Source organism: Pseudomonas sp. HS6, assembly GCF_023375815.1.
Lineage (GTDB): Bacteria > Pseudomonadota > Gammaproteobacteria > Pseudomonadales > Pseudomonadaceae > Aquipseudomonas.
Genome location: NZ_CP067412.1, coordinates 425391 through 447843, shown reverse-complemented (window position 1 = coordinate 447843; position 22453 = coordinate 425391). Strand labels below are relative to the sequence as shown.

The window sequence follows — 22453 nt, the reverse complement described above, 5'->3', positions numbered from 1 at the left end:
CTGCGGCGAGAAACCGCGATTGTCGTTCAAGAGGTCGTCCAATGCGCTCGCTCAAAATTCTGCTTCTCGAACCCAACCCGTTCCAGTTGATGGCGTTGCATCAGATGCTCAATGCCATCGGGATCTATGACGTGTTGACCGCCCCCTCGCTGAAGGCGGCAAAGCGTTCGCTGGGGCATCGAGGGACAGTCGATATCGCTATCTGCAATCCTCTGCTCAGGGGCGGCGAGGGGGTGGCGCTGATCAGGCATCTGGTGACCCGGCAAGAGGCGCGAGCGCTGATTCTGTTGGGGGTGGTGGCGCCCAGCATACAGGCCGACCTGGAGCCTTTGTTCGGCGATGACGGGATCAAGCTCCTGGGGCGTCTGCACACACCGGTTTCGGCGGTACTGATGCGCAATTTGCTCGACAGCTATCTGTCGCTACCCCGACGTCCGGTCACTGCCTGATGCCATTGGTTATTTTTCTGTCATCTTCGCCATGCATGCTCCGATAGGTCGGTGACGCTCCGGGAGAGGCCGCCGGCATGCAGAACTTTCTTCTCGGGCCGGTGGTCATTTACTGTGGACACGCCCCAGGCACTGTGTTTTCGGACTATTGAGTGGAGATCGAGATGGAAAGTATCAGTCTATTGCTCGGTGAGGCTCTGAGCCCGTATCAAGTAACGCTGACCCCTCGCGGTTTGCAGGGTGAATGCCTGGTGACACTGAAGAACGGCAGTGGCGCCATCATGGTGGAGCGCGAATTCAATCGGGCGCAATTGAGCGACAAGCGCCAACTGACGGATGTGGTCGATGGTTTGCATCGCGACATCCTGATCGCTGAAGGCCGGCTGGAGCCGTGTGTAATCGCTGCTTTGCGCAACGCTGCTCGCGACAAGCACCCCGGTCTCTAAACTGATTTGTCTTTTGTGGGAACCTTCCTGCACCCAGGTCAGTCAGACCCCATAACAGCAGGATCAAGCATTGTGCTCCGGTGCTTGTCGCTTGCTGCTACGGGTCTTTGATACAGACCACGTTTAACCCCGAGTCGTCTCCCCACTTCTCGGGGTTTCTTTTGTCCGGGATTTACCGCGCGGACTGCTGCTGGAAGAAAATCCGCGCCTGCTCCAGATAGTCCTGACGCATTTCAGGGTCCAGCCAGTCGGCATAGAGCTGGTCGAGATGTTCGTGGGGCAGGGTGCGCAATAGTTGATCGATTTCACTGATTGCCTGCCGGCCCTGAGTGGTGTCGGTGCAGCCGACGTGGCCCGAAATGTACTTGCCTGACCCGCGAATGGGGAAAAACTCCAGCTCATCTTCAGCGATCTGTGCCTGGCGGGCCTGATAACGGATTTCCGGCCAGTAACCCATCACCACCTGCAACCGGCCGAGCCGCTGCATCGACAGCAGACTGCTTAACGCGTCATTCCCGTAATGCGGTGTCAGCGCGCCGCTTGGGGCCTGTCGGAGCAGGCCGTCGATGTATTCACCATAACTGCGCTCGGCTACCACGCCGACTTTCTTGTCGCTGTTGGCCAGGAATGCGGATAGATCGACTTCACCGTCGGAAATGAACGGCGCCAGCACCTCGCGATCTTTCTGACGAACCACGAGGCCATTGCTGACCGCCCGAAACGCGGGGATGGAGAACGCAATCCACTGCGCGCGTTCCTTGTTCCAGATCAGCGAAGGATCACAGGCAAACGGGTGTTCATGGAGCATCTGGATGCCGCGGGCGCGGTTGACCCGCATCAAGGTGTGTTCATATTGCGGCATGCCGGCAATCAGCATCGGCATCAGTTGATCGATGACGCCCTGGCCTTTTTTCGGGCCTTCGAAAATGGTCAGCGGGGGCAGGTCGCGCAGCAGCCAGATCAGCGTCGGTTTAGCCTGCGCCCAGGCTGGCAGCACCAGCAGAAAAAGCAGGCCGAACAGCCGCCACGTCCACCAGTGGTGGGCGCGGTTGGAGGCTGGGGCCTGTCGGAGTTTCAGCTCAGATGGCTCCGTCTTCGCGCAGCCGGGCGATCTGCTTCTCGTCGTAGCCAAGATCGTGGAGTACCTGCGCATTGTGTTCACCGAGCTGCGGTCCGACCCATTCGGACGTGCCGGGTGTATCAGAGAGTTTCGGCACGATGCCCGGCATCTTGAAAGGTTTACCGTCCGGCAGTTTGGCGTGCAGGAACATTTCCCGGGCCAGGTACTGCGGATCGTTGAACATGTCTTCGGCGCTGAAGATCCGGCTGGCCGGGACTTCTGCCTGGTTCAGCAGATCGAGCACGGTTTGCAGCGGCAACGAATTGACCCATCGATCGATCACCCCGTACAACTCGTCACGGCGACTGTCGCGCCCGTCATTGCTGGCCAGCGCCGGGTCATTGGCCAAATCTTCGCGGCCGATGATCAGCATGAAACGCTTGAAGATCGCATCGCCGTTGGCGCCGATCTGCACGTGTTTGCCGTCGGCGCTGGTGTGGATAGACGAAGGCGTGATGCCCGGCATGATGTTGCCGGTGCGTTCGCGAATGAATCCGAACACGTCGAACTCCGGCACCATGCTTTCCATCATCGCGAAGATTGCCTCGTACAACGCCACATCAACGACCTGGCCGAGGCCGCCGTTGACCTCGCGATGACGCAAAGCCATCAACGCGCCGATCACGCCCCACAGGGCGGCAATCGAATCGCCGATGGAGATTCCGGTGCGTACCGGCGGCCGGTCTTCGAAACCGGTGATGTAGCGCAGGCCGCCCATGGATTCGCCGACCGCACCGAAACCTGGCTGATCTTTCATCGGCCCGGTCTGGCCGAAGCCTGAAAGACGCACCATCACCAGTTTGGGGTTGAGCGCGTGCAGGGTTTCCCAGCTCAGGCCGAGTTTTTCCAGGACGCCGGGGCGGAAGTTCTCGATCAGGATGTCGGCTTCACCCAGCAGTTTTTTCAGGATCGCCAGACCTTCTGGGTGTTTCAGGTTCAGCGTCAGGGACTTTTTGTTACGGGCCTGGACGAACCACCACAACGAAGTACCTTCATACAGTTTGCGCCACTTGCGCAGCGGATCGCCGCCGTCCGGCGATTCGATCTTGATCACTTCGGCACCGAACTCGCCGCAAATGCGCGAGGCAAACGGTCCGGCAATCAAGGTACCCAATTCGATGACTTTCAGACCGCTGAGCGGTTTGTTGGCGAACGGCATGCGAGATCCTGTAGGACAAGGCTGAACGGATACAGCGTTTTAACATAGCCGGCCGTCAGTCGCGCAAGGTTGATCGCCATCAATTCGTGGATTGCCTACGGCATCGGTTAGACTTGCCGACTTTCCTCGTATCAAGAAGCCCGTTCATGGCCCAGCCGTCCACCACCTACAAATTCGAACTGAACCTCACCGATCTCGACCGCAGCGTCTACGAGAACGTGAAGCAGACCATCGCCCGCCACCCTTCGGAAACCGAAGAACGCATGACCGTGCGCCTGCTGGCTTACGCGCTCTGGTACAACGAGCACCTGTCGTTCGGTCGAGGTCTGTCGGACGTGGACGAACCTGCGCTGTGGGAAAAGAGCCTGGATGATCGTGTCCTGCACTGGATCGAAGTCGGTCAGCCGGACGCTGATCGCCTGACCTGGTGCTCCCGTCGCACCGAACGCACCAGCCTGCTGGCCTACGGCAGCCTGCGCGTCTGGGAAGGCAAGGTGATCCCGGCGATCAAAAACCTGAAAAACGTCAACATCGCCGCGGTCCCTCAGGAAGTGCTGGAAACCCTGGCCAAGGACATGCCCCGCGTCATCAAGTGGGACGTGATGATCAGCGAAGGCACGATCTTCGTCACCGACGACCGTGGTCAGCACGAAGTCCAGCTCAGCTGGCTGCAAGGCGAGCGCGGCTAATTCCGCGCTACTCCCGAAAAATCCCACGTACCCAAGAGAAGCTCCTGTCACCCCATGCGTATCGATCCTCGCCCGTTGCCCGCCACTCTGCCGTTTCTCGGTGACCTGCCACCGTTGCTGACCCGCCTGTACGCGGCGCGGGGTGTGCAGTCCGAGGCGGAGCTGGACAAGAGCCTGGCGCGGCTGATTCCGTTCCAGAAACTCAAAGGGATCGATGCGGCGGTGGATCTGCTGGTGACGGCGCTGGAGCAGCGTCAGCGGATCCTGATCGTCGGCGACTTCGACGCCGACGGCGCGACGGCCAGCACCGTGGGCGTGCTCGGTTTGCGCCTGCTGGGCGCGGCGCATGTCGATTATCTGGTGCCGAACCGCTTTGAATACGGCTATGGCCTGACCCCGGAAATCGTTGAAGTCGCAATGACCCGCGAACCGCAACTGTTGATCACCGTCGACAACGGTATTTCGAGCGTCGAAGGTGTGGCGGCTGCGAAGCGTCACGGCCTCAAGGTCTTGATCACCGACCACCACTTGCCCGGCGATGAACTGCCGCAGGCCGATGCGCTGGTCAATCCGAACCAGCCTGGCTGCGAGTTCCCGAGCAAGGCGCTGGCCGGGGTCGGGGTGATTTTCTACGTGTTGATGGCCTTGCGCGCGCGCCTGCGCAGCCTCGGCTGGTACGAGAGCAAGCCGCAACCGAACATCGGCGAACTGCTGGATCTGGTGGCGCTGGGCAGCGTTGCCGACGTGGTGCCGCTGGATGCCAACAACCGGATTCTGGTGCACCAGGGCCTGGAACGAATTCGCGCCGGACGCGCGCGGCCGGGGATCAAGGCGATCCTGGAAGTGGCCAAGCGTGAAGCTTCGCGCATCACTTCAACCGATCTCGGTTTCATCGTCGGCCCGCGCCTGAACGCGGCGGGGCGGCTGGATGACATGAGCCTCGGGATCGAGTGCCTGCTGACCCAAAATGCAGAGCTGGCCCGGGAAATGGCCGCGCAACTGGACGGCATGAACCAAGATCGTAAATCCATCGAGCAAGGCATGCAGCGTGAGGCGCTGGCGCAGCTCAAGGACTTGCCGGTCGAGTCGATGCCGTTCGGTCTTTGCCTGTTCGATCCGGAATGGCACCAGGGTGTCATCGGCATTCTGGCGTCGCGGATGAAAGAGCGTTACTTCCGCCCGACCATCGCCTTCGCCGATGCCGGTGACGGCCTGCTCAAGGGCTCGGGGCGCTCGGTGCAGGGCTTTCATATTCGCGATGCGCTGAGCGTGGTGGCGGCGCAGCATCCGGACCTGATCAGCAAGTACGGCGGCCACGCGATGGCGGCTGGCCTGACCTTGCCGCAGGAGAATTTTCCGTTGTTCGCCGAGGCCTTCGACGCCGAAGTGCGCAGGCAGCTTCGCGAAGAGGATCTGACCGGGCGTCTGCTGTCGGATGGCACCTTGGCTGTTGAAGAGTTTCATTTGGAACTGGCTCGTGCCCTGCGTCATGCCGGGCCTTGGGGCCAGCATTTTCCGGAGCCGCTGTTCCACGGCGTGTTCCAGTTGGTCGAGCAGCGCGTGGTCGGCGAGCGGCACCTGAAAGTGGTGCTGAAAAGCGAATGCGGTTCGGTGAAACTCGATGGCATCGCCTTCGGCATTGATCGTGATATCTGGCCGAACCCGACGATCAAATGGGTCGAACTGGCTTACAAACTCGATCTCAACGAGTTTCGCGGCAATGAAACCGTGCAGCTTATGATTGCCCACATCGAACCGCGCTAAAGGTCACTGCGCCCCTATCTGAAGGGGCGCACGAGTCTTCAATTGTGCTGTTTCATTTCTGAACCCTCCCTCATCCCCGGATGTCGACTAGGCTCTAAGCACTGCTTGATTGGCCTTGTGACGTCTTGTCGAATTTTTTGCCCGCGGGGGCGGGTGCTGCACCTTTTTCCTGTCACTCGTCGACTTTTCAAACAGAACCCTGGAGCCTGCCCACTGATTTGAGAGGTGCCCCATGAGTCTGCTGCTTGAACCCTTTACCCTTCGCCAACTGACCCTGCCCAACCGCATCGCCGTATCGCCAATGTGCCAGTACTCCAGCGTCGATGGCCTGGCCAACGACTGGCATCTGGTGCACCTCGGCAGCCGTGCCGTGGGGGGCGCTGGCCTGGTATTTACCGAAGCCACGGCGATCACGGCCGACGGGCGGATCACCGCCGAAGACCTGGGCCTGTGGAACGACGAACAGATCGAGCCGCTGCAACGCATTACCCGTTTCATCAACGCGCAGGGCGCAGTGGCCGGCATTCAACTGGCCCATGCCGGGCGCAAGGCCAGCACCCATCGGCCTTGGATCGGCAAACATGGCAGCGTCAAACCGGATGACGGCGGCTGGACGCCGGTGGGGCCGTCCCCGATTGCGTTCGACCCGCAACACACTCAACCCAAACAACTTGATGAGAGTCAGATCGCCCAGGTCATTCAGGACTTCGTCGCAGCGGCAAAACGCGCTCTGGCAGCCGGTTTCAGTGTGGTCGAAGTGCATGCGGCGCATGGTTATCTGTTGCATCAGTTTCTCTCGCCGCTCAGCAACCAGCGCCGCGACCAGTACGGCGGTTCATTCGAAAACCGCATTCGTCTGGTGCTGCAAGTGACCGAGGCGGTGCGCGCGGTGTGGCCGGAGGAACTGCCGGTGTTTGTGCGCCTGTCGGCCACCGATTGGGTCGAGGACGGCTGGAATCCGGATGAAACCGTGGAGCTGGCGCGACGCCTGAAAGCTCTGGGTGTTGATCTGATTGACGTGTCTTCCGGTGGCACGGCTGCCAACGCCGAAATCCCCGTGGGACCGGGTTATCAGACACGCTTCGCCGAACGCGTGCGCAAGGAGTCAGGCATTGCCACCGGTACTGTGGGAATGATTACCGAGCCTGCGCAAGCCGAGCACATCTTGCGGACCTGTCAGGCCGACATCATCTTCCTCGCCCGTGAGCTGCTGCGTGATCCGTACTGGCCGCTGCATGCCGACGATGACCTGGGCGGGCGCAAAGCGGTATGGCCAGCGCAGTATCAACGGGCGACCCATCGGGATCAGCCTATTCACGAGTCTGATCTGCGGGATTGATTCCGGCCTGTCGCAAAGCCTATAAAACCCGCCATTGAACCGGCGGGTTTTTTCTTGTCTGCCGTCCGAAATTGCAAAGGAATGGACCGCAATGTTGATCGAACGTGAGATGACCGAACTGGACTTACCACTGCTGGCGCAGATCGACCGCAGTGAACTGGTCGAGGAGTGCTATCGCGTGGAAAACGGTGAGTTGATTCTGTATCCGGCGCGTTTCGACATGCGCGGCTGGCCCGAAGGGGAGGCTGAGGAGAACTCGCGGGCATTGGAAAAGTGCTGGCGCAACGGCGGTTGGCTACACGGGATTTTCGATGGCGGGACGTTGGTGGCGGCAGTGGTTGTGGATAACCGGGTTATTCACAATCGGGGGCTGAACATGCGGCAGTTGAAGTTCCTGCACATCAGCCGCGCCTGGCGCGGGCAGGGGCTGGGTGGGCGGTTGTTTGCTCTGGCTTGCGCGCATGGCCGGGAGGTCGGCGCCGAGGCGTTGTATGTCTCGGCGACCGAGTCGCGCAATACCGTGGAGTTCTACCAGCGCCAGGGTTGCCGGTTGCTGGAGCAACCGGATCCCGAGTTGTTTGCACTCGAACCTCACGATATCCACTTTTACTGTCGCCTGGACTGACGCCATCGCGAGCAAGCTCGCTCCCACAGGTTTCGGTTGTACACAAACTCTGTGATCAAAATCGATATCCATGTGGGAGCTGGCTTGCCAGCGATGAGGCCCGATCTGACGCCAGAGAATCATCAAGGGTACTTGCGCTTGTCCGGCGCCGGCGGGAAGTACTGGTACAACCAGGTCTCGCTCAATGTGCGGTCGTTGGTGCGGATGAACAGACGCAGCTCAACCGGCTCCACGCTGTCGTTGGTCGGGTACCAGTCGAACAGGATCCGGTAACCCTTGATGTCATCCAGCACCAGCACGCTGAAGTCCTGCACCTTGCCGTTGGAGCAAGTGACCACCGGTTCGATCCCGGTGCCCTGCGGCAGGCGATCCAGACCGCCACCGGTGAAGTCCACGGCGAAACGACGGGCCCAGACCGGCGGATAATGCTCCCCCGGTGCCCAGCCTTCGACGAATCCACCCATGCCCGAACGGGTTGCATGCACTCGCGCCAGTGGCGTGCCGACCGGCGGCAAGGCGCTCCAGTAGAGCTTGTAGCCGTAGTTCAGCGAGTCGCCGGCAGCCACCGGTTTCTTCGGCGTCCAGAACGCGACGATGTTGTCGAGGGTTTCGCCGGTTGTAGGAATTTCCAACAGATCGATAGAGCCTTCGCCCCACGCAGTTGTAGGTTCTACCCACAGGCTCGGACGCTTGCTGTACCAGTCGACAGTGTCCTGGTAGTTGGCGAATTCGTGGTCGGTCTGCACCAGACCGAAACCTTTCGGATCGGTGTCGGCGAAGGCGTTGAATTGCAGGGTTGCCGGGTTGTTCAGCGGGCGGCAGATCCACTCGCCGTTGCCGCGCCACATGGCCAGACGATCCGAGTCATGGATTTGCGGGTGGATGGTGTCGCACATCCGGCGTTCATGAGTGCCGCAACTGAACATACTAGTCATCGGGGCGATGCCCAATTGTTCGATGGCGGTGCGGGCGTTGACGTGAGCATCGACTTCCATCACCACGCGTTCGGCCTGGCAATCGATGTCGAAGCGATAGGCACCGGTCGCGCTCGGCGAGTCGAGCAGGGCGTAGACCACAAAGCGGGTCGCGTTCTGATCCGGCGTCTCGAACCAGAATTTGGTGAAGTCGGGGAATTCTTCGCGTTTCTTGGCGTAGGTGTCGATGGCCAGGCCACGGGCGGAAAGGCCATATTGGCCAGTGGCATCCACCGCGCGGAAGTAGCTGGCGCCGAGGAACGACACCACGTCATGGCGATCCAGTTCCGGTGCCTTGAACAGCTTGAAGCCGGCAAAACCCAGATCGCCCTTGAGCTGCTGAGTGTCGACCGAGGTGTTTTCATAGTTGAACAGTTGAGGGCGGAAATGCACCTCGCGGGCCGTGCGAGTCTTGGGATCGACGCTGTACATGCGCACCGGCTGGCGGAAGCCCATGCCGACGTGGAAGAACTGCACATCGAGCTGACCCTTGTTCTCCTTCCACAGCGAATGATCGCCGTCGTAGCGGATCGCATTGAAGTTCTGTGGGGTCATGGTCGCCAGGGTCGGCGGCAGCACCTGTTTGCTGTCCTGATAGGCGTTGCCGGCCAGTTGCTTGGCCTGGCGCTTCAGCGCTTCGAAGTCGAAGGCCTGGGCTTCACCGTCGGCGGCACCGCCAGAGGCGGCCCAGGCGCGGGAGGCCAGCAGGCCCGTGGCCGATAGACCGGTATAAGCCGCAATGGCCATTGACGCTTTGAGCAAATTCCTGCGGTGCATAACTACAACCTGTCGTGGACAATCCCGCGCCGTTCCTGGCACGTACTGGATCAGAAATTACGGTTCGGACAAGCCTTCGGCCAAACGCTACGGACTAGTAACAGATGCCCGCTAGCTTAATCCGTTCGCTGATTTTGCAAAATTCATTGATAGCACGACGACAGCGTCTCAATGAAACAAGACGTTTCGGTTACTTATCCCACAGCCCTTTCTGATTTATAGGGCATAACTGCTTTTCTCGACTAATTACTCTAAAAACAGCTTTTCAGCGCCGATTTAATTTCTATTCTATGGGCATCGCCGGTCACGACCCATCCGACCGGCAGGGCTCAAATCGCTGCTTAAAGGAGCAGGGCGATGCGGTTTTGGAAAAATTCTGACGTACTGGAAAAGGACATCGTCCATGGCAAAAGGACAAGGCATCACCGAAATGTTGGGCATCTTTCCCTGCCTCACCAACGTCCGGCGAAGACGCCGGCTCAGTCCTGACGAACTGAAACTGGTGGAGCGTTACCGGGAGTTGTCGGAAAGCGACCGGATTGCGATGAGGTATCTGGTGGATGCGATGAGGAGTGTTTCGCGGTTTTGAAGTGAAAAACCAAAGGGGCGGACTGTGAAGTCCGCCCCTTTTTCATTCTTGAGATTTACCGGGGACGCTGCGGTTGCATCAACCCCTTCGACAAGTTGGGTGGCGGACCGAGTGGCGTTCGAAGTCGGGATACTTCCCGTCAACACGGCAAAACCGAAAGGCCCGCGCCACGCGGCCCGCCATAACGCAGAACTGAAGTTGTGAAAGCACCACAGTTCAATGAAGGGCAAGCACCGTGTTGGCAGATTTCCGGTTTCGACCCTCGGCTGCTCATAGGGCTGCGACGGGACAAAGCCTATCGGTCAGGCGCTAGCGGTGCCAGGTCTACTCTGACGACGCTGGTTGTAGGAATTGAAGTTCCTTCTCGTAAGCAGCGTCTGTAGGAATTTCCTGTTTTTGCATGTCCTGCAGAGAGGCAGCCCCTGCGCCGCAGTTTTTCCTTTATTTATTCGAATCCTAAGAATGAACTGCAGGTTTTCTACATGCTGATCGAATTTTCGGTTTCCAATTACCGCTCGTTTCGGGACAGGCAAACCCTGTCCATGGCGGCCACTCCTCGTCTGAGCAAATCGCGTAATACCTTCAAGCCTCCCATCACTGCTGAAAGACTCCCTGATTTATTGAAGGTCGCGGCAATTTACGGCCCGAACGCTTCAGGGAAGTCTTCATTGATTCGCGCAATGGGGATTGTGGGACGCTTGATGGCGGTGCCTTCGGGATCAAATGACGATGTACTGCCGGTTGCACCTTTCCGGTTTGACCGGGCTTTGAATGATGCGCCCAGCCTCTTTGAGTACGACTTTATACAAGCCGGGCTGCGCTATCGGTTCTTGCTCGGACTGACTGCCCAGAGAGTTGTTAAGGAGCAATTGCTCGTCTATCCCAAAGGAAAGGAAACCCTGCTCTATCGCCGCCAGTTTGATGCGGAGGGCGAGCACTATGTGTTTGGTAAAACCCTTGAGGGTGGCAAGGAAGTACACAATGCCTGGCGTCGTTTAACCAGTCCTAAGCTGTTGTTTATCGCGCAAGCCGTTGCCAATAGCAGCGAAGAGTTGAGCCAACTGCGCTTACCGTTCAGTTGGTTTCAAACCGGGTTGCTGGTAGTGGAGCAGAACAACATGCTTGGTTTATCCACAGCGTCGATTCGGTTTCTGAAAATGGTCAAGAACCATACGAGTGATCTTCGCGACTTTCTCAAGGCTCTGGAAATTCCCGTATCGGCCATTCAACTCAACCCGGACGAAGACATAGCAACCTCGGGCAATAGAAAACTGACCTTGAAAGAGTTTTTCGCGGCGGCGCAAAAGGACAAACTGACCCTTACGCATTCCAGTGTCTCAGGTGACGCCGAGTTCGATTTTTCTGAAGAGTCGTGTGGCACAAAGAATCTGATCGGCTTCTGGCTACCCTGGTTCATGATGAATCAGGCCGGGGGTAGTGGGGTCTTGTGTGTCGATGAGCTGGACAGCAGCCTTCATCCTGAAATCGTGGCTGACTTGATTGGCAAGCACTTGAGCAGTGGTCTGGACACTCAACTGATCTTTACCACTCACGACACGCATCTGATGAATGAAAAGATTCTTAGGCGTGATCAGTTCTGGATCACCGAACGCGATGCCCACGGCGCTACCAGCCTGTTTTCCGTGCACGATTTTGAGGGACGGGAAAGTGAGGATGTCGAGAAACGCTATTTCGAAGGGCGCTATCGCGGGTTGCCGCTGATAAGGCGGGATTGAGAATGGTAGGTTCGAACAGGTTGTTTGATCGAAAGGGTTCACGTTTCAAGGCGCAGCCGAAAGTGTTGGTCTTGTGTGAGGACAGTAAGTCAGGGAAGCATTATCTGGAGGAAGCCGCGTTTTATTTTCGGGCCAAGGCACAAGTTGAAATCGTCCATTGCGGCATTACGCATCCGAGCGGGATAGTGGAGCGCGCGGTTGTACGACAAAAGCAGTTCGACAAAGTGTTCTGTGTGTTGGATCGTGATACTCACTTGTGCTTCGAGCGGGCACTGAATGTTGCGAGGTCTCATCCCAGGATCACAGTCATCGCCTCGTATCCATGTTTTGAGTTTTGGCTTCTGCTGCACTTTGGTTTCAATCGAAAGCCTTTCAGGGCAGTCGGGAAAAACTCTCCGGGTGATCTGGTTACCAAGAGCCTGAGAGCGAAGCCCGGCATGTTCAGATATGAAAAGGGAAAGGACATCAGCTATTTCACTCAACTGCTTGGAGAGCCATTCAATATGGCGAGAACGCTGGCACCGAAAATTCTTGAGGATGTTTCTGTCAGTGGTGAGCCCAACCCAAGTACCGAAATCCATTTACTGATGGACGAGTTTGAAACCCTCTCCAAACCCCAGTTGATCTAGTCATGCGAACCATGCCCGCATCCCTGCGGGCAGGTTGTGTTCTGTTACCGACCCACCTTCCAAGCATCCCCAGCCGGCGCCTTCCCATGGTCATACGGCTTGCCGATCCACATATAAACCAGCCCCAGACCAATAACGATCGCCGTGCTCAGCACCATCGCGTAGTTGATGTACCACGCGGCATCCGGCGTGCGTGGCCAGGCCATGTTGATGATTGCGCCGACGCCGTACACCAGCGCGCCGATGTTCACCGGCCAGCCCCAGGCGCCGAGGGTGAATTTGCCGCTCGGTTTCCAGCCTTTGCTGCGGGCGTACAGGGCGGCCAGGACGATCATCTGGAACGCGAGGTAGATGCCGATGGCGGCGAAGCTGACGATGGTGGCCACGGCGTCTTGCAGGAAGAAGCCGAGGGCGATGATCAGGCCGGGCAGGACGCCGGACACGAACAGTGCGGCAACCGGCACCTGGGTCGTAGGAGAAATCTTTTTCAGCAGTCGGCTGCCGATGACCATTTCATCGCGAGCGTAGGAATACAGCAGACGACTCGCCGCCGCTTGCAGGCTGATGACGCAGGAGATGAAGGAAATCATTACCACGCCCATCACCACTTTCGAGCCGACCGGGCCGAAGGCGTTGTTGAGGATGGTGGTGACCGGGTCCTTGTCGGTGCCGTTGATCACCGCTTGCATGTCCGGCACGGCGAGGATCAGCGCGAGGCAAGCAAACATCGCCGCGATGCCGCCGATGTAGATGGTCATGCGCATGGCCACCGGGATTTTTGCGCTCGGGTTCGGGGTTTCTTCGGCCACGTCGCCGCAGGCTTCGAAGCCGTAGTAGAGGAACATCCCCGCCAACGAAGCCGTGAGGAACGCCGGCAGGTAAGAGCCCTCGACGCTGATATCGAAGGTGTTGAACAGCACGCTGATCGGCTGGTGACGCTCGAAAATCAGCAAGTACACGCCAACGATCACCGCGCCCACCAGCTCGCAGAGGAAGCCGAACATGGCGATCCGCGCCAGCACTTTGGTGCCGCTGAGATTCACCAGTGTGGCAAAGAGCGTCAGCACCAGGGCGATGACGATGTTGGTGTTGTTGCTCGGCTCAAAACCCAGCATGGCCGCGAGGTACGGGCCAGCGCCGACCGCAACGGCGGCGATGGTCACGCACAGCGCGATGGAGTAGATCCAGCCGACCATCCACGCCCATTTCTTGCCCACCAGACGACGCGCCCAAGGATAAACGCCGCCGGAAATCGGGAACTGCGAAACCACTTCGCCGAAGATCAGGCACACAAGCAATTGCCCGCAACCGACCAACAAATAGGCCCAGAACATCGGTGGCCCGCCGGCGGCCAGGCACAGGCCGAACAGGGTATAAACCCCTACGACCGGTGACAGATACGTGAAGCCCAACGCGAAGTTTTCCCACAGGCTCATGCTGCGGTTGAAGTTGGAGGTGTAGCCCAGTTGGCGCAGTTGTTCGGCATCGCTGTCGGCAACGGCGGCTGAGAGATCGGGTGATGCACTCATGTGTGTTTGCTCCGTGAAATCGGCAGATTTCGGATGGCCGAAACCGTGGCGGGGCTTGGTGAGCGCCGCCCGGATCGGTAGTTATTGTTTTGAATGCCTGGTGGTGCGTAATGCCGGTTTCCTTCCTGAAACCGAGGTGACGCCATCGCTGGCAGGCTGGCTCCCACAAGGACTGTATTGAACCTGTGGGAGCCAGCCTGCTGGCGATGCTTTTAGTGCTTGAACATCACATGCCGAACCGTGGTGTAGTCCTCCAGCCCGTACATGGACATGTCCTTGCCGTAGCCGGACAGTTTCTGACCGCCATGAGGCATTTCGCTGACAAGCATGAAGTGCGTATTCACCCAGGTGCAGCCGTACTGCAACCGAGCGGACAGTCGATGCGCACGTCCTACATCCGCCGTCCATACAGAGGAAGCGAGGCCGTAGTCCGAATCGTTGGCCCACTCCAGCGCCTGGGCTTCATCAGTGAACTTGGTCACCGACACCACCGGCCCGAACACTTCGCGACGGACGATTTCGTCGTCCTGCTGGGCGTCGGCCAGCACGGTTGGTTCGAAGAAGAAACCGTTGCCTTCGACAGCCTTGCCACCGGTGATCAAGCGAATGTGCGGCTGCGCCACAGCGCGTTCGACAAACCCGGCCACGCGGTCGCGATGCTGGGCGGTGATCAGAGGCCCGAGTTCGGTCGACGGATCATCCTGCAAGCCGTACTTGATGCTGCTGACCGCCGCGCCGAGCTTCTCGACGAACTGGTCGTAAATGCCTTGCTGCGCGTAGATACGGCATGCGGCGGTGCAATCCTGGCCGGCGTTGTAGAAGCCAAAAGTGCGAATGCCTTCGACTGCGGCATCGATGTCGGCGTCGTCGAAGATGATCACTGGCGCCTTGCCGCCCAGTTCCATGTGCATGCGTTTGACGCTGTCGGCGGTGCTGGAAATGATGTTCGAACCGGTGGCGATGGAGCCGGTCAGCGACACCATGCGCACTTTCGGATGGGTCACCAGCGGACTGCCTACGCTCGGCCCACGCCCGAACACCAGATTGAGCACACCGGCCGGGAAAATATCCGACGCCAGTTCGGCCAGACGCAACGCGGTCAGCGGGGTTTGTTCCGACGGTTTGAGCACCACGGTATTACCGGCGGCGAGGGCCGGGGCGATTTTCCAGGCGACCATCATCAGCGGGTAGTTCCACGGCGCGATGGAGGCGATTACGCCCACCGGGTCGCGACGGATCATCGAAGTGTGGCCGGGCAGGTATTCGCCGCCAGCCGAACCGCTCATGCAACGGCTGGCGCCGGCGAAGAAACGGAACACGTCGGCGATCGCCGGGATCTCGTCATTCAGCGCGGCGCTGTAGGGTTTGCCGCAGTTGTCCGATTCCAGTTTGGCCAGCTCTTCGCCGTGGGCTTCGATGGCGTCGGCGAGTTTGAGCAGCAGCAGCGAACGGTCTTTCGGCGTGGTCTGCGACCATTCGGCGAAGGCGCTGTCGGCAGCGCGCACGGCGGCATCGACCTGGGCCTCGGTAGCCTCGTTGATTTCCACCAGCACGTCACCACGCGCCGGGTTGAGCACCGGTTGCGCCGGGCCTTCGCCGTTGACCAGTTGGCCGTTGATCAAGAGTTTGGTTTGCATGTTGTTGTCCTCTTTCTACTGCAAATTCAGGGTGGGAAAGGTCAGGGAATTCATTTGCCGCCGCTGCCCGCGACGCTCTCGCCACCCCGGGTCAGGTAGTAGGCGCCGAGGATCGGCAGCATGGTCACCAGCATCACGAGCATCGCCACGACGTTGGTCACGGGTACGTCCCGTGGGCGGCTCAACTGGTTGAGCAACCACAGCGGCAAGGTGCGCTCATGTCCGGCGGTGAAGGTGGTGACGATGATTTCGTCGAACGACAGCGCAAATGCGAGCATGCCGCCGGCGAGCAACGCCGAGCCGAGGTTCGGCAGGATGATGTAGCGGAAGGTCTGCCAGCCGTCGGCGCCGAGATCCATCGACGCCTCGATCAGGCTGTGCGAGGTACGGCGCAAACGGGCGATGACGTTGTTGTAGACGATCACCACACAGAAGGTCGCGTGGCCGACGATGATGGTGAACATCCCCGGCTCGATCCCCAGCGTCTTGAAGGTCGCCAGCAGCGCGATCCCGGTGATGATCCCCGGCAGCGCAATCGGCAGGATCAGCATCAGCGAAATGCCCTGTTTGCCGAAGAAGTCCCGGCGGTACAGCGCCGCCGAAGCGAGGGTGCCGAGCACCATGGCGATCAACGTGGCGATGGCCGCGATCTGCAACGACAGTTTGATCGCTTCCAGCACGTCCGGCCGCGAAAACGCCACGCTGAACCAGTGCAGGGTGAAGCCTTTGGGTGGAAAACTGAACGCTGCGTCTTCGGTGTTGAAGGCGTAGAGGAAGATGATCAGGATCGGGAAGTGCAGAAACACCAGCCCGCCCCAGGCTGCGATTTTTAAGCCTATGGAGGCATGCCCTTGTGATGAAGAGTCAGAGTGCATCGAAAGCCCCCAGTCTTTTGACGATGGACAGGTAGATGGCGATCAGCACGATCGGCACCAGCGTGAACGCCGCAGCCATTGGCATGTTGCCGATTGCACCTTGCTGCGCGTAGACCATGCTGCCGACGAAATAGCCCGGCGGGCCCACCAGTTGCGGCACGATGAAGTCGCCCAACGTCAGCGAGAACGTGAAGATGGAACCTGCAGCAATCCCCGGAACCGACAGCGGCAGAATCACCTGCATGAAGGTCTGGCTCGGCTTGGCCCCGAGGTCGGCGGAGGCTTGCAGCAACGACGGCGGCAGGCGTTCCAGCGAGGCCTGGATCGGCAGGATCATGAACGGCAGCCAGATGTAGACGAACACCATGAACCGCCCCAGGTGCGAGGTCGACAAGGTGCTACCGCCGACCCCGGGAATCCCCAGAATGAGTTGCAGAACCGGTTCCAGCCCCAGGTGCTGAACGAACCACTGCGCCACGCCGCCCTTCGCCAGGAGCAGCGTCCAGGCGTAAGCCTTGACGATGTAACTGGCCCACATCGGCATCATCACCGCGATGTAGAAAAACGCCTTGGTCTTGCCGGTGGTGTAGCGCGCCATGTAGTAGGCAATCGGAAACGCGACGATGGCGCTGGCGATCGACACCACGACCGCCATGCTCAGGGTGCGCAGGATGATGTCGAAGTTCGAAGGCTGGAACAGCGCGGCGAAGTTGGCCAGGGTCAGGTCGGGCGTGACCGCCATGGTGAAGTCGTCGAAAGTGTAGAAACCTTGCCACAGCAGCATCAGCAGCGAGCCGAGATAGATTGCGCCGAACCACAGCAGCGGCGGCACCAGCAGCATCGACAGGTACAGATTCGGCTTGCGATAGAGCAGGTTGGAAAACCTGCGCAACGGCGCCGATTGAGGGAGGGCGAGGGCGGTCATGTCACACCCCGCCCGCAACGGTGTCGTGCAACGGAATCATCGCTTCCCGCGCCCAACGCGCACTCAGGCGCTGACCGGTCTGGTGCTGCGCGCTGCTGTCGATCCATTGATTGTTGGCGTGGCTGATGCTCAGGGTCTGGCCGTTTTCCAGGGTCAGTTCATAGCGCGTGGCGCTGCCCTGATACTGAATATCGTGGAGCAGGCCGCTGACTTCGATTTCATGGCTGGCCAGCGGGCCTTCGGCGAAACGCACGTGTTCCGGACGGATCGAGAATGGCTGCGGATGACCGCTGAGCTGGCGCGCCAGATCGCCGCGAATCACATTCGAAGTACCGACGAATTCGGCGACGAACGTCGTGGTGGGTTTCATGTACAGATTGCGCGGGGTGTCGACCTGTTCGATGCGACCCTTGTTGAACACGGCCACGCGGTCGGACATCGACAGCGCTTCAGTCTGATCGTGGGTGACGAAGATGAAGGTGATGCCGAGCTGGCGTTGCAGTTTCTTCAGTTCGCTCTGCATTTGTTCGCGCAACTTCAGATCGAGGGCGCCCAACGGTTCATCGAGCAACAGCACTCGCGGACGATTGACCAAGGCGCGAGCGAGGGCGACACGCTGACGCTGACCGCCTGACAACTGCACCGGTTTGCGCGCGCCGTAGCCGCCGAGGGCGACCATGTCCAACGCTTCTTCGGCGCGTTTGTGGCGCTCAGTCTTGCTTACGCCTTTGACCTTCAAACCGTAGGCCACGTTGTCCAGCACGTTCATGTGCGGGAACAGCGCGTAATCCTGAAACACAGTGTTGACGTCGCGCTGATACGGCGGCAGCCCCGCGGCCTCGGCGCCGTGAATGCGGATCGAGCCAGCGCTCGGTTGTTCGAACCCGGCAATCAGGCGCAGGCACGTGGTCTTGCCCGAACCGGAGGGGCCGAGCATGGAAAAGAACTCGCCGTCCTGGATGTCGATGGAAACCCGGTCAACGGCCTTCACCTCGCCGAACTGCCGGGAAACGTTGGTGAACTGGACTGCAAGCGTCATGGTGCGGTGCTCCAAAAAGGCGAAGGCCGTCGCAGCGGCCCTGCCTGGACTTCTGAAAAAACTGGATCGTTTGGCGGTGTGTGCCTGTGTTGGCTCACCACTTTTGGGTAGGTCTGACGCGGTCCGCTTTAGGCTCCCTCTCCCTCCGGGAGAGGGCGGGGGGTGAGGGCAGCGGTTTTGGCCATTGCCCTGAAATTAAGAGCAAGAGCAAAAGCCACCCCCTCATCGGCACGCCGCCCGCCCAACCCTCCCGAAACGTCGGACCGCCCCCAAGGGGGGCGAGGGGGAAAGGGGGCAGACCGCGTTGTTATGGAGAGTTACCTACCGCCCATAATCGCAATGTAGTCCTGCGTCCACCGGCTATAAGGCACAAACTTTCCACCCTCAGCCTGCGGTGTTTTCCAGAAGGCGATCTTCTCGAACTGATCGAACCCGTTGGTTTTACAGCCTTCCGCACCGAGCAACTCACTGCCCTGACAAGCCGCCGGAACCGCCGGCAACGAGCCGAACCACGCCGCCACATCACCCTGGACTTTCGGCTGCAGGGACCAGTCCATCCACTTGTACGCGCAGTTCGGGTGCTTGGCCTCGGCGTGCAGCATGGTGGTGTCGGCCCAACCGGTGGCGCCTTCTTTCGGCACGGTCGAAGCGATCGGCTGTTTCTCGTTGATCAGGCCGTTGACCTGATACGGCCAGGCGCTGGACGCGACCACGCCTTCGTTCTTGAAATCGCTCATCTGCACGGTGGTGTCGTGCCAGTAGCGGTGGATCAGCTTCTGCTGGGCGCGCAACAGTTCCAGCACAGCCTTGTACTGATCTTCGGTGAGTTGGTACGGATCCTTGATCCCCAGCTCAGGCTTGGTGGATTTCAAATACAGCGCAGCGTCGGCGATATAGATCGGGCCGTCGTAGGCCTGAACACGACCCTTGTTTGACTTGCCATCAGGCAGATTCTGTTCGGCGAATACCACGTTCCAACTGGTCGGCGCGGTCTTGAACACGTTGGTGTTGTACATCAACACGTTCGGGCCCCACTGGTACGGGGTGCCATAGGTTTCTTTGCCAACCACGTACCACGGCGCGTCTTTGAGGCGTGGGTCGAGGCTTTTCCAGTTCGGGATCAACGCAGTGTTGATCGGTTGCACACGCTTGCCACCGATCAGCCGCAGCGACGCATCGCCCGACGCGGTCACCAGGTCGTAACCGCCCTTGGCCATCAGGCTGACCATTTCGTCAGAGGTGGCGGCGGTTTTCACATTCACCTTGCAGCCGGTTTCCTTCTCGAAACCGGTCACCCAGTCGTAGGCCTTGTCGCTCTCACCGCGTTCGATGTAACCGGGCCACGCGACGATATCCAGCTGGCCTTCGCCGGCGCCGACGGCTTTCAGCGGTTCGGCGGCCTGCAGACTGGCGCTGGCCAGCAGGGCCGTGGTGATTGCACTGAGCAGTGCGGTCTTGTGCACGAACATGGTGAACCCTCTTCTTTAAATTATGGTCGGGGCAGTTGTGAACGCGGTGGAGCATGCCGTCAGCGGCTTGTTATTAGCGTAGTCAGAGATGCTGGCCGTGGCGGGCCATGATGTGCCGCACCACGCTGTAGTCCTGTAGCGAATCGCTGGATAAGTCTTTGCCGTAACCGGAGCGCTTCAGCCCGCCGTGGGGCATTTCGCTGACCAGCATGAAATGACTGTTGATCCAGGTGCAGCCGTATTGCAGGCGTGCGGCGACCTGCATTGCCTTGTCCAGGTTCTGCGTCCACACCGATGAGGCGAGGCCGTATTCCGAGTCGTTGGCCCAGTCCACCGCTTGCGCCAGTTCGTCGAAGCGGGTCACGGTCACCACCGGGCCGAACACTTCGCGCTGGACGATTTCATCGCTTTGTTTGCAACCGGCCAGCAATGTTGGCTGGTAGTAGAAACCGGCGCCGGAATGCACCGCCGCACCGGTCACTCGTTCGATGTGCGGTTGGCCGAGGGCGCGCTCGACGAAACTGGCCACGCGGTCGCGCTGGCGAGTGCTGATCAGTGGGCCGATCTCATTGTCGGCGTCGCGTTTGCCGGCGAAGCGCAGGCTGCTGACCGCCGCGCCGAGTTCGGCGACCAATTTGTCGTGAATCCCGGCCTGGGCGTAGATCCGGCAAGCTGCCGTGCAATCCTGCCCAGCGTTGTAATAGCCATAAGTGCGCACGCCTTCGACCACGGCTTTGAGATCGGCATCGTTGCACACGATCACTGGGGCCTTGCCGCCGAGTTCGAGGTGCGTGCGTTTCAGGGTTTTGGCGGCGGCCTGGAGGATTTTCTGGCCGGTGACGATATCGCCGGTCAGCGACACCATGCGCACTTTCGGATGGCCGACCAAGTGACTGCCGACGCCTTCGCCGCCACCGCAGACGATATTGATCACCCCACGCGGCAGGATCTCGGCCAGTGCTGGCGCCAGCGCCAGAATCGACAGCGGCGTGTGTTCGGACGGCTTGAACACCAGCGTATTGCCGGCGGCTAGGGCCGGGGCGATCTTCCACGCGGCCATCATGATCGGGTAGTTCCACGGTGCAATCGAGGCGACGACGCCAATCGGATCGCGGCGCACCATGCTGGTGTAACCCGGCACGTATTCGCCGCTGAGCTGGCCGGTCTGGCAACGTACGGCACCGGCGAAGAAGCGAAAGACATCGACCGTGGCGGTCAAATCGTCCTGACGCGCCAGATGCAGCGGTTTACCGCAATTCAGGGCTTCGAGGCGGGCGAGGTGATCGGCGTGTTTTTCGACGGCGCTGGCGATTTCCAGCAGCAAGTTGGAGCGTTGTTGCGGAGTGGTGCGCGACCACTCGGCAAAGGCGCGGTGGGCGGCGAGGATGGCGGCTTCGACTTGCTCGGTGCTGGCTTCGGCGATCTGGGTCAGGACTTCGCCGGTGGCCGGGTTGAGGATCGGTTCGACAAAACCCTGGCCGGCGACCAGTTCGCCGTCGATCAGCAACGCGGTGTGCATGTGGGTCTGCGCGCCAGCCATTTTCCGTGATCTCTTTTCTTGTATGGCCATGTTGCTCCCTGTTCCGGGAGCCGACCGTCTTATAGATGCAGCAAGACTAGTGCGCGGCTCCGGGGTCGACAAATTCTAAATACTGAAGGTGGCATTCGATTAAATAGATGGCTTGCGTCCGCCGTGAGGCTGTTCGCGGGCCACGGTCAGGAAAGGATCGACCAGTGCGGGTCGCGCCGTGCCACGACGCCAGGCCAGGCCGACGTCAAGGGTCTGGTTGAGGTCGGCAATCGGTCGTGCCTCGATGATGTCGCCCTCCAGCGACCATGGGCGGTAGGTCATGTCCGGCTGAATCGACACGCCAAGACCCGCCGCTACCAGACTTCGTACTGCTTCGGTGGACGCGGTTCTGAGGGTGATCTTCGGTTGCAGCCCGGCGCCGCTCCACAGACGTTGGGCGTTGCGATCCATCTCGTCGACGTTCAGTTGAATCAACGGCTCCCGGGCGACGTCGGCGAGGTTGATGCTGTCGTGTTCCAGCAATGGGTGTTGAGCCGGCAGCCACAAGCGGTGCGGCGAGTGAGTCAGCACTTCGGTCTGCAAGGCGTGGCGGTCTTCGAGGTTGGAGAGGATCAACACGCCGACATCGATCTCGCCACTGACCAGCAAATGCTCGATGTACGGCCGCTCGTCCTCCATCACCCGGATTTCGACATTGGGATAGGCGCGCTGGAAACGGGTCAGCAAATCCGCCAGGTAATAACCGGCCACCAGACTGGTCACGCCGACGATTAACTGCCCGGCGACCTGATCGGTGCTTTGTTGCAGGCTGCGTTTGGCGTTGTCCACGGTCGCCAGAATCAGGTGTGCCTGGCGCAGGAACTGGTGTCCCTGATGGGTGAGCGTCATGCCCTTGGCGTGGCGATTGAACAGGCTGACGCCGATTTCTTCCTCCAGTTGCTGGATGGCCAGGGTCAGGGTCGATTGGGAAATGAACGCGGTTTGCGCGGCGGCGGAGATCGAGCCGGTCTCGGCCACTGCGATGAAATGGCGGATCTGACGCAAGGTCATCATGGAAGGTTTACCCGGTGGGCGGTTTTTATAGATTGCCTCGAGTGTATATCTATTTTCACGAAGGGCAGCGGTGAGCCAGGCAACATCTGGAAGCACACT

20 protein-coding genes are annotated in these 22453 nt (G+C 59.8%); 9 read left to right on the top strand and 11 right to left on the bottom strand.

Annotation, left to right across the window (positions count from 1 at the left end; genetic code table 11):
* Positions 1-41 precede the first annotated feature (41 nt).
* Positions 42-449 carry a DNA-binding protein gene (locus JJN09_RS02195; protein WP_249485287.1) on the top strand — a complete coding sequence of 136 codons (408 nt, stop codon included), beginning with the start codon at positions 42-44 and terminating at the stop codon, positions 447-449.
* A 164-nt stretch (positions 450-613) separates the two neighbouring features.
* Positions 614-895: a DUF3509 domain-containing protein gene (locus JJN09_RS02190; protein WP_085729753.1), complete on the top strand. Its 282-nt coding sequence runs from the start codon at positions 614-616 to the stop codon at positions 893-895.
* A 172-nt stretch (positions 896-1067) separates the two neighbouring features.
* Here the strand turns inward: JJN09_RS02190 and JJN09_RS02185 are convergent, their stop codons facing one another.
* Both JJN09_RS02185 and JJN09_RS02180 read right to left on the bottom strand, forming a co-directional pair.
* Positions 1068-2048, bottom strand: a complete 981-nt coding sequence (locus tag JJN09_RS02185) for a TIGR02285 family protein (RefSeq protein ID WP_249485285.1) — start codon at positions 2046-2048, stop codon at positions 1068-1070.
* The gene (locus tag JJN09_RS02180; RefSeq protein WP_249485283.1) at positions 1975-3174 is read right to left on the bottom strand and encodes a CaiB/BaiF CoA-transferase family protein; all 1200 of its coding nucleotides are present in this window, start codon (positions 3172-3174) and stop codon (positions 1975-1977) included. The genes JJN09_RS02185 and JJN09_RS02180 overlap by 74 nt, the downstream gene beginning before the upstream one ends.
* Positions 3175-3320: 146 nt before the next feature.
* Here JJN09_RS02180 and JJN09_RS02175 point away from each other — a divergent pair, with 146 nt between their 5' ends.
* The 4 genes from JJN09_RS02175 to JJN09_RS02160 all read left to right on the top strand — a co-directional run bounded on the left by JJN09_RS02175 (position 3321) and on the right by JJN09_RS02160 (position 7591).
* Positions 3321-3863 (top strand): YaeQ family protein, encoded by a 543-nt coding sequence (locus tag JJN09_RS02175; protein WP_096819266.1) that lies wholly within the window; start codon positions 3321-3323, stop codon positions 3861-3863.
* A gap of 54 nt (positions 3864-3917) precedes the next feature.
* On the top strand, positions 3918-5627 hold the full coding sequence (gene recJ / locus JJN09_RS02170) for a single-stranded-DNA-specific exonuclease RecJ (protein WP_249485280.1): 1710 nt from the start codon (positions 3918-3920) through the stop codon (positions 5625-5627).
* A 232-nt stretch (positions 5628-5859) separates the two neighbouring features.
* Complete coding sequence (locus tag JJN09_RS02165; RefSeq protein WP_249485278.1) at positions 5860-6966, top strand: NADH:flavin oxidoreductase/NADH oxidase; 1107 nt, start codon at positions 5860-5862, stop codon at positions 6964-6966.
* A 91-nt stretch (positions 6967-7057) separates the two neighbouring features.
* Positions 7058-7591 (top strand): GNAT family N-acetyltransferase, encoded by a 534-nt coding sequence (locus JJN09_RS02160; protein ID WP_249485276.1) that lies wholly within the window; start codon positions 7058-7060, stop codon positions 7589-7591.
* A 122-nt stretch (positions 7592-7713) separates the two neighbouring features.
* On the opposite strand, the gene JJN09_RS02155 is transcribed toward JJN09_RS02160, so the two are convergent.
* Positions 7714-9342 (bottom strand): glucan biosynthesis protein D, encoded by a 1629-nt coding sequence (locus JJN09_RS02155; RefSeq protein WP_249485274.1) that lies wholly within the window; start codon positions 9340-9342, stop codon positions 7714-7716.
* Between the two features lie 403 nt (positions 9343-9745).
* Between JJN09_RS02155 and JJN09_RS02150 the strand changes: the two genes are divergently transcribed.
* The 3 genes from JJN09_RS02150 to JJN09_RS02140 all read left to right on the top strand — a co-directional run bounded on the left by JJN09_RS02150 (position 9746) and on the right by JJN09_RS02140 (position 12296).
* Positions 9746-9931 carry a hypothetical protein gene (locus JJN09_RS02150; protein WP_039769577.1) on the top strand — a complete coding sequence of 62 codons (186 nt, stop codon included), beginning with the start codon at positions 9746-9748 and terminating at the stop codon, positions 9929-9931.
* A 482-nt stretch (positions 9932-10413) separates the two neighbouring features.
* Complete coding sequence (locus tag JJN09_RS02145; RefSeq protein WP_249485272.1) at positions 10414-11667, top strand: ATP/GTP-binding protein; 1254 nt, start codon at positions 10414-10416, stop codon at positions 11665-11667.
* 2 nt (positions 11668-11669) lie between these two features.
* Entirely contained in the window at positions 11670-12296 is a 627-nt protein-coding gene (locus tag JJN09_RS02140; RefSeq protein ID WP_249485270.1) for an RloB family protein, read from the top strand.
* 44 nt (positions 12297-12340) lie between these two features.
* Here the strand turns inward: JJN09_RS02140 and JJN09_RS02135 are convergent, their stop codons facing one another.
* The 8 genes from JJN09_RS02135 to JJN09_RS02100 form a co-directional block, all read right to left on the bottom strand.
* Positions 12341-13825: an APC family permease gene (locus JJN09_RS02135; protein WP_249485267.1), complete on the bottom strand. Its 1485-nt coding sequence runs from the start codon at positions 13823-13825 to the stop codon at positions 12341-12343.
* A 212-nt stretch (positions 13826-14037) separates the two neighbouring features.
* Positions 14038-15462 carry a gamma-aminobutyraldehyde dehydrogenase gene (locus JJN09_RS02130; protein WP_249485265.1) on the bottom strand — a complete coding sequence of 475 codons (1425 nt, stop codon included), beginning with the start codon at positions 15460-15462 and terminating at the stop codon, positions 14038-14040.
* Positions 15463-15512: 50 nt separating this feature from the next.
* Complete coding sequence (locus JJN09_RS02125) at positions 15513-16337, bottom strand: ABC transporter permease (RefSeq protein WP_085688847.1); 825 nt, start codon at positions 16335-16337, stop codon at positions 15513-15515.
* Entirely contained in the window at positions 16327-17262 is a 936-nt protein-coding gene (locus JJN09_RS02120) for an ABC transporter permease (protein WP_249485263.1), read from the bottom strand. The genes JJN09_RS02125 and JJN09_RS02120 overlap by 11 nt, the downstream gene beginning before the upstream one ends.
* A gap of 1 nt (position 17263) precedes the next feature.
* Positions 17264-18301 (bottom strand): ABC transporter ATP-binding protein, encoded by a 1038-nt coding sequence (locus JJN09_RS02115; RefSeq protein ID WP_249485261.1) that lies wholly within the window; start codon positions 18299-18301, stop codon positions 17264-17266.
* A gap of 317 nt (positions 18302-18618) precedes the next feature.
* The gene (gene ydcS, locus JJN09_RS02110; protein WP_249485259.1) at positions 18619-19770 is read right to left on the bottom strand and encodes a putative ABC transporter substrate-binding protein YdcS; all 1152 of its coding nucleotides are present in this window, start codon (positions 19768-19770) and stop codon (positions 18619-18621) included.
* Between the two features lie 82 nt (positions 19771-19852).
* A complete protein-coding gene (locus JJN09_RS02105; RefSeq protein ID WP_249485257.1) occupies positions 19853-21340 on the bottom strand; it encodes a gamma-aminobutyraldehyde dehydrogenase in 1488 nt (495 codons plus the stop codon).
* Positions 21341-21439: 99 nt separating this feature from the next.
* Positions 21440-22354: a LysR family transcriptional regulator gene (locus tag JJN09_RS02100; protein ID WP_249485255.1), complete on the bottom strand. Its 915-nt coding sequence runs from the start codon at positions 22352-22354 to the stop codon at positions 21440-21442.
* Between the last annotated feature and the right edge of the window lie 99 nt (positions 22355-22453).